The sequence below is a fragment of the Brevibacterium sp. LAARM3_SD1 genome, assembly GCF_057364765.1.
The window spans coordinates 1-6109 of record NZ_JBNFOL010000063.1 but is presented as its reverse complement, the minus strand read 5'-3'; the positions used below and the strand labels follow the sequence as shown (position 1 = coordinate 6109).

Here is a 6109-nt window from a genome sequence, read left to right as displayed (position 1 = left end):
TGGGGAGTTCGTTGAGAACCACCCGAAGAACGTCGCCGCCGTCAGGTAGTAATTTGGGCTGAGGTGGTCTTTGAGGCGCTCGGTCGGATCAGCGCAGCTGTGCGAGCAGCTGCTGCTTCGCCTCATCGAACTGAGCGGCGAAGGTCTCGACGAGCTCAGCGGTCGTCCGCTGCTGTCCGAGCGCGCCGATGCCTTGGCCCGAGCCCCAGATGTCACGCCATGCTTTTGCATCCGAGTTCGGGTCGGAAGCGAAGTTCATCTTCGAAGGATCCGACTCCGGCAGATTGTCCGGGTCGAGGCCCGAGGCTTCGATGGATCCGCGCAGGTAGTTGCCCTTCACCCCGGTGAAGTAGTTCGAGTACACGACGTCTTCGGCGCCGGACTCGACGACCATCTTCCGGTAGTCCTCGACGACATTCGCCTCGGGCGTCGACAGGAAGGCCGAGCCGACGTAGGCGAGATCGGCGCCGGCGGCCAGGGCCGCGAGGATCGAGCGGCCGTGGGCGATGGCGCCCGAGAGCAGCAGGGGGCCGTCGAACCAGGAGCGGATCTCCTGGACCAGAGCGAACGGAGACTGTGCCCCGGCATGCCCGCCGGCACCGGCGGCCACGGCGATGACGCCGTCGGCGCCCTTTTCGATGGCCTTGTTGGCGAAGCGGTTGTTGATGACGTCGTGGAGGACGATGCCGCCGTAGGAATGGACGGCTTCGTTGACCTCTTCACGGGCACCGAGCGAGGTGATCACGATCGGCACCTGGTGGCGGACCACCTCGGCGAGGTCCTCCTCGAGGCGATTGTTCGAACGGTGGACGATGAAGTTGACCGCGTACGGAGCGGCAGGCTGCTCCGGATTCGCCGCGGTGTGGGCGGCATTCGATTCGGAGATCTCATCGAGCCAGTCGGTCAGCTGCGAGGCCGGACGTGCGTTGAGAGTGGGGAACGATCCGACGATTCCCGCCTGGCACTGAGCCTTGACCAGTTCGGGCCCTGAGGCGATGAACATGGGGGAGCCGACGACGGGCAGACGGAGTTGGGAGCGCAGATCGGTGAAGGTTGTCACGGTGCCTCCTTGCGAAGATTCATGCATACGCCCACTCTAACCGAACGATTGTTAAATGCGATACACAACACATTGTCGCTCGTGATCTTCGGCTCGGAATCTCCGGCAGCAGACACGACAGCGGCGCGGCCTCCGCAATGAAGACCGCGCCGCTGTGCTCGCGTTCGCTCGAGGCCCGAGCGGCCCCTGCCGGAACTCAGGAATCCGTGAAGTTCGGGTCCCGCTTCTCGACAAAGGCGGCCATGCCCTCGGACTGATCATTCGTGGCCAGCGAGGAGTGGAAGAGGCGACGCTCGTAGCGCAGGCCCTGTTCGAGGGTCGTCTCGAATGCGGTGTTCACCGCTTCCTTGACCATCGCCGAGGCGATCCGGGACTTGCTCGCGATCGTCTGGGCGATCTCGTTGGCCGTCTCCAGCAGTGCTTCAGGCTCGACGACGCGAGCGACGAGTCCGGAGCGTTCGGCCTCCTCGGCGCCCATCATCCGGCCGGTCAGGCACATGTCCATGGCCTTGGCCTTGCCGACGGCGCGGGTCAGGCGCTGGGATCCGCCCATGCCCGGGAGCACACCGAGGTTGATCTCGGGCTGTCCGAACTTCGCCTTCGTCGACGCGATGAGGATGTCGCCCATCATCGCCAGTTCGCAACCGCCACCCAGGGCGTAGCCGCCGACGGCGGTGATGACCGGCTTGCGCACGTCGGTCAACCGGGTCCACCCGGCGAACCAATCGGCCTTATATGCGGTCGAGAAGTCGAGACTCGACATCTCCTTGATATCGGCGCGGCGGCGAAGGCCTTCTCGCTGCCGGTGATGATGATCGCCTTGACCGAATCATCGGCGTCGTAGGCGGTCGCGGCATCGGTGATGTCGGTGAGCACCTGCAGATTCAGCGCATTGAGCGCCTTCGGCCGGTTGATCGTGATGGTGGCGACACCGTCGGTGACGTCGGTGAGGATGGTTTCGAATTCGCTCATGAGAACACCTTGTCTTCCTGGTCGGTAGTGAGGATCGAGTGGACCTGCTCGTCGCTGACCTCGGCCAGCGAGGCGGGATTCCACTGCGGGTTGCGGTCCTTGTCGATGACCTGCGCGCGATGCCTTCCTTGAGGTCCGGCAGCCCGGTGAGGGCCACGGCCACGCGGTAGTCCTGTTCGAGGACCTCGGCCAGCGTCATCTTCTCAGCATTGCGGATCGCGGCCAAGGTCACCTTCACCGAGGTCGGAGCCTTCGTGCGGATGAGCTCCGCGGTGGCCTGGGCGTCGGGGTTCTCGTGCGCGGCGAGAGCCGCGACGATGGCCTCGGCGTCGTCGCCGACGTAGCAGGCGTTGATCCAGTCGGCCGCCTCGGCGAGATCATCGGCAGGCGCCTCCCCGGCGTACTTGCCGAGGACGGATTCGAGGTCCTGGCCGGCGGTGAGGTCGGCGATGAGGTCGGGGATCTGCGCATCGGGGACGAAGTAGTCGGCGAGCCCGAGACTGATTGCGGTGCCGGCTCCGACGGGCTGTCCGGTCAGTGCGAGGTGTGTGCCGAACTCTCCGGGACCGTTGGCCAGCAGGTGCGTGCCGCCGACGTCGGGGAAGAGTCCGATTCCTGTCTCCGGCATCCCGACCTTCGTGGAATCGGTGACGATGCGGTGCGATCCGTGGCCGGAGATGCCGACTCCGCCGCCCATCGTGATGCCGTTCATGATGACGACGTAGGGCTTGGGGAACTCGGAGATCGCGTGGTTCATCTTGTATTCGCGATTCCAGAACTTCGCGTTCTCGTCGCTGCCGGCCACGATGTCGTTGTACACGGCCTTGATGTCGCCGCCCGCGCACAGTCCGCGCTCCCCGCGACCGGTGACGAGGACGAGCTCGACCTCGTCATCGTCACGCCATGCGTTGAGGGCGTCATCGATGGCACCCACCATGTCCTGGCTGAGCGCATTGATCAGCTTCGGCTTGTTGAGTTCGATCCGGCCCACCCCATTGGTGACCGAGGTGATGACGGAGTCATCCGCCTGCTTCGTCGAAGGTTCTGTCATATCAGCCCACTCCTGTGCTCTTGCGCGAGATGATCACGCGCATGATTTCGTTGGTGCCTTCCAGAATCTGGTGGACTCGCAGGTCACGCACCAGCTTCTCAATTCCATACTCTGTCAGATAGCCGTAGCCGCCGTGCAACTGGAGTGCCTTGTTCGCGACCGCGAAGCCGGTGTCAGTGGCCTTGAGCTTGGCCATGGCCGAGAGCAGAGAGGTGTTCGGATCGCCTGCGTCGTAGGCGCCCGCTGCCCGCCACAGCAGGGAGCGGGCACCTTCGAGATCGGCCTGCATCTGTGCGACCTCGAAGCGCAGGGCCTGGAAGCCCGAGAGCTCCGTGCCGAATGCCTGACGCTCACCCATATAGGAAATGGCCTTCTCCAGAGCGGCCTGCCCGCCGCCGAGCGAGCAGGCGCCGATGTTGAGACGCCCGCCATCGAGCCCGGACATCGCGATCTTGAAACCTGGCCAGGGACGCCGAGCAGGTTCTCCTTGGGAACACGCACGTTCTCCATTATCACCTGTCGGGTCGGCTGGGCCCGCCAGCCCATCTTCTGCTCATTGGGGCCGAAGCTCAGTCCCTCCATGCCCTTTTCGAGGATGAACGCGGAGATTCCGCGCGCTCCGTCCTGGCCGGTGCGAGCCATGACGAGGTAGGTGTCCGAGGTGCCGGCACCGGAGATGAACTGCTTGACTCCGTTGAGCACATAGTGGTCGCCGTCCTCGCGGGCCGAGGTGCGCAGGGCGGCCGCATCGGAGCCGGCATTGGGCTCGGTCAGGCAGTAGCTGCCGAGGTGCTCCATGGAGACGAGCTTCTCGAGGTACTTGGACTTCTGCTCGTCGTTGCCGAACTTGTCGATCATCCACGCGACCATATTGTGGATCGAGATATAGGCAGCGACGGAGGGGCATCCGGTCGACATCGCCTCGAAGATGAGCGCCGCATCCATCCGGCCCATTCCGGTTCCGCCGGCTTCTTCGCTGACGTAGATGCCGCCCATGCCGAGCTCGGCGGACTTCCTGATGACATCGACGGGGAAGAAGTGCTCAGCGTCCCATTCGAGAGCATGCGGGGCGACTTCGGTATCGGCGAACTCGCGCACCATCCCGGCGACGGTCTGCTGTTCGTCGGTGAGACCGAAAGGTAGGGCAGCGGCTGTACTGCGGGACATGATTCCTCCAAGAATCGGACGCGTATTCGGTGATCGACACCACGATACGTCCATATTACTTGGACATCCAACTAATTTATCGCCGAGGCGGCCCGACCGTCGGTTCCATCAGCGGGTTCGGTCAGCTGCCGGCTTCGAGGCCCGAGCGCAGCTTTTCGAGGTGGGGGAGCAGGGCATCGAGGTCGATCCCGGCGAAATCGGGGGAGGAGAAGACCTCGGCGTTGAGGGCCGTCGTCGCCTGAGCGGCGAGCGAACGACCGGCGTCGGTCAGGTCGACGAGCGTCGTGCGGCGATCATCGGGGTGACTGCGTCTGGCGACGAGTCCGGCCTTTTCGAGGCGGTCGACTGAATTGGTCGTCGAAGTCGCATGCACCTGCAGGCGGGCGGAGATCTTCGACATCGGCAGGGTTCCGGCCCTGGTGAACGACAGCAGGGTGAGGACCTCGTAGCGCGAGAAGGTCAGTTCGAAGGGTTTGAGGGCGGCGTCGACTCGGGCGAGGAACAGCTGGTGGATTCGCATCACCGAGATCACTGTCGTCATTCCGTCGGCTGCGTCATCCCACCCATGGGCCAGCCATTGCCGTCGGGACTCTTCGATCGGGTCGAAGCCCGGGACTGTATTCTCTTCTGCCGCCATTGTCGACAGTGTAGTGAAGTGAGAAGATGGGCGCATGTGCGGTCGACTCAATATGTCTCTCGATCCGGCGGATCTCGCCGATGAGCTGCGGTTGGACGTCGTCTCCTATGACTTTGCGCCGCGCTTCAATGTGCCCCCGGGATCGTTCGTGCCGATCGTCGTCGAGCGCCTCGACGAGGATGGCCAGCTGCATCGCCGTCTCGAAACCGCCTCCTGGGGATTGGTTCCGGCCTGGGCGAAAGATCCGAAGATCGGGTTCAAAGCATTCAATGCACGTTCGGAGACCGTGCTCGAGAAGCCGATGTTCCGGCAGGCCATCAAGCGTCGTCGCTGTGCCCTGCCGATCCCGGGCTACTACGAGTGGGAGAACACAGAGGACGGCAAGCAGCCGTGGATGATGACCGCTGCCGGCGAGGACCCGCTCTTCATGGCCGGTCTCTTCGAATTCTGGAAGCAGCCTGACGAGACCTGGCTGGTCTCCACGACGATACTGACCATGGAATCGGCGGGACACCTCAGCGATGTCCACCACCGGATGCCCGTGTTCCTCGGCCGCGACCAGATCAGTGACTGGATCGATCCGGGAGTGCTGACGAACGATGTGCCGGATCTGCTGGCAGCGACTCTCGACCAAGTCGACCCCGCGAGCGTTACGCGACACAGGGTCGGCAAAGCGGTGGGCAATGTCCGCAACGATTCTCCTGAGCTCGCCGAACCCGTGGCGTAGATCTCTCTGTGTTTGACGGGAGCGATTACGCGGCTCGGCTCGGATCGTTGCGCTGAGAAATCTACTTCTACGAGGCTCAGGGCTGCCCCGGAAGGAGCGGAGCGGTCTGATCTCGAAGCCGTTCTAATGAGGCTCTCGCCCGAGATCTCGGGTTCTGACGGCCGGGGGAGAGGGTGCAGTCGGAGCGATTTTGCAGCCGGGGGCAGATGTGTGTATTGTTATCCAGGTTGCCAGGCCGCAAGGAACGGCAACAGTCGCTCTGATCGGGAACGATGCGGGCAAATTGAAGATGAACTTCGAGTTGCACGGATCAGAACAACCATGTAGAGTAGACATCCGCTGGCACAGCGAGTCGCAAGATGAAAAGTGCAGACAATAGGAACTGATACCCCCAGTGAACACGCTCGTTTTTTCGGGTGGTGGTGATGGGTGTGTGTTTGTGGTTTGAGAATCCAATAGCGTGTTTGTTTGAACAAGTTGTGATGCCAGAACATT

The 6109-nt window shown here is 63.1% G+C and carries 4 protein-coding genes and 2 pseudogenes; 1 reads left to right on the top strand and 5 read right to left on the bottom strand.

Annotation, left to right across the window (positions count from 1 at the left end):
* Positions 1–88: 88 nt before the first annotated feature.
* The 5 genes and pseudogenes from AC2W7L_RS18380 to AC2W7L_RS18360 all read right to left on the bottom strand — a co-directional run bounded on the left by AC2W7L_RS18380 (position 89) and on the right by AC2W7L_RS18360 (position 4887).
* Positions 89–1060, bottom strand: a complete 972-nt coding sequence (locus AC2W7L_RS18380) for an NAD(P)H-dependent flavin oxidoreductase (protein ID WP_486005616.1) — start codon at positions 1058–1060, stop codon at positions 89–91.
* Positions 1061–1256: 196 nt separating this feature from the next.
* A pseudogene (locus AC2W7L_RS18375) lies at positions 1257–1975 on the bottom strand (enoyl-CoA hydratase).
* Positions 1890–3083, bottom strand: coding sequence for a 3-hydroxyisobutyryl-CoA hydrolase (locus AC2W7L_RS18370; protein ID WP_486005615.1), 1194 nt, complete (start codon positions 3081–3083; stop codon positions 1890–1892). Before AC2W7L_RS18370 ends, AC2W7L_RS18375 begins: the two are co-directional and overlap by 86 nt.
* A gap of 1 nt (position 3084) precedes the next feature.
* A pseudogene (locus AC2W7L_RS18365) lies at positions 3085–4250 on the bottom strand (acyl-CoA dehydrogenase family protein).
* A 121-nt stretch (positions 4251–4371) separates the two neighbouring features.
* Positions 4372–4887 (bottom strand): MarR family winged helix-turn-helix transcriptional regulator, encoded by a 516-nt coding sequence (locus AC2W7L_RS18360; protein ID WP_486005614.1) that lies wholly within the window; start codon positions 4885–4887, stop codon positions 4372–4374.
* Between the two features lie 52 nt (positions 4888–4939).
* Between AC2W7L_RS18360 and AC2W7L_RS18355 the strand changes: the two genes are divergently transcribed.
* A complete protein-coding gene (locus AC2W7L_RS18355; RefSeq protein ID WP_486005613.1) occupies positions 4940–5614 on the top strand; it encodes an SOS response-associated peptidase in 675 nt (224 codons plus the stop codon).
* The last annotated feature ends 495 nt before the right edge of the window (positions 5615–6109 follow it).